This window comes from Streptomyces sp. H27-C3 (assembly GCF_030063415.1).
Classification (GTDB): domain Bacteria; phylum Actinomycetota; class Actinomycetes; order Streptomycetales; family Streptomycetaceae; genus Streptomyces.
The window spans coordinates 1-1,765 of the sequence record NZ_JASITA010000104.1 but is presented as its reverse complement, the minus strand read 5'-3'; the positions used below and the strand labels follow the sequence as shown (position 1 = coordinate 1,765).

The 1,765-nt window shown below is 67.0% G+C and carries 1 protein-coding gene; it reads left to right on the top strand.

Features of this window, described 5'->3' with window-relative positions; genetic code table 11:
* Positions 1-55 precede the first annotated feature (55 nt).
* On the top strand, positions 56-1,750 hold the full coding sequence (locus QMK30_RS38220) for an ISAzo13 family transposase (RefSeq protein ID WP_283522931.1): 1,695 nt from the start codon (positions 56-58) through the stop codon (positions 1,748-1,750).
* The last annotated feature ends 15 nt before the right edge of the window (positions 1,751-1,765 follow it).

Below are 1,765 nucleotides of genomic sequence, written 5' to 3'. Positions count from 1 at the left end.
AGGGCTCGCAGAGATTCAACGTGTTGCTTCCGGCGATTTGGCTCGTTGACGTGGTATGGGAATACCTCATGAGATTCGGGATCGACTCGCCTTGAAGTTCGGGGTGTTGTTCCCGCACCTGGACGAGCGGCAGCAGCGTCTGCTGATGGGAGCCGAGGCCCGTCTCCTGGGCCACGGTGGGATCCGGGCCGTTGCTCGGGCAGCCGAGGCCAGCGAGACGACGGTCCGGAAGGGAGTGGATGAGCTGGAGGCGGGAGGGGAGCCTCTGGGGCGGGTCCGCCGGCCCGGCGGCGGCCGGAAGAAGGCCGCTGACCTGGATGCGGGGCTCCGGCCCGCGCTGCTGGCCCTGGTCGAGCCGGACATGCGCGGGGACCCGATGTCGCCGATGCGCTGGACGACCAAGTCGACCCGGAACCTGGCCGCCGAGCTGACCCGCCAGGGGCACAAGGTCAGCGCCGACACTGTCGGTGACCTGCTGCGGGAGGAAGGCTTCAGTCTGCAGGCCAACTCCAAGACCATAGAGGGCAAGCAGCACCCGGACCGGGACGCCCAGTTCCACTACATCAACGAGCAGGCCAGGGACCACACTGGCGCCGGGGACCCGGTGGTCAGCGTGGACAGCAAGAAGAAGGAACTGGTCGGCGAGTACAAGAACGCGGGGCGTGAGTGGCAGCCCACGGGCGATCCAGTGAAGGTCAAAACGCATGACTTTCTTGACCGGGAGGGGCCCGGCAAGGCGATCCCGTACGGAATTTACGACATCGCCCAGAACTCCGGCTGGGTCAGTGTCGGCACCGACCACGACACCGCCGCTTTCGCGGTCGCCTCGATCCGCCGCTGGTGGCGCGGGGCCGGACAGGGCGACTACCCTCGCGCCCAGCGTCTGCTGATCACCGCCGACGCCGGAGGCTCCAACGGCTACCGCACCCGGGCATGGAAGATCGAACTTGCCGCCCTGGCCGCCGAGACCGGCCTTGAAATCACCGTCTGTCACCTACCTCCGGGCACATCGAAGTGGAATCGGATTGAGCACCGGCTGTTCTCCCACATCTCCATGAACTGGCGCGGCAGGCCCCTGACCAGCCATGAAGTCATCCTGCAGTCCATTGCGGCAACCACCACCCGCACCGGACTGACAGTCCGCGCCGAACTCGACACCGGCACCTACCCCACCGGCGTGAAAGTCGACGACGCCCAGGTCGACGCGCTGACGATGACCCGCCACCGCTTCCACGGCGACTGGAACTACACCCTCCACACCCAACAGCGCGGCCCCACAACCACCCGCACTCCACACGGAGCGGAACTGCGGCAATGGGGTGCCCGGCAGCACGCCCGGCTCATCGATCCAGAACTCACCGGCCTCACCCGCCCACAACTTGACACCCTGATCAGCAAGTTGGCGCCCATCCAGGCCGCCCAGCGGGAACACCAGCGCCGTCACCGACGCGGCCGCGAACGACAGCGGGCCCCCGGCGCGGGCCCCAGACAGGCATTCACTGACGCCGACCGGATCCTGGCCACCGTCCTCTATCAGCGCGGCTGCTTCACCCACGCCCTCCTCGGCGCACTCTTCGAGACCAGCTCGCAAACCATCACCCGCGCGATCCAGGAGACCCAACCCCTTCTGGACCAGCACGAATGCACCGTCCCTCGCTCCACAGCACGATTCACCACCCCCGCAGACGTGGCCGCCTACCTCGATGCCTACGGCACCGAACCCCCGGACAACATCAAACACGCATGTTGAATCTCTGCGAGCCCT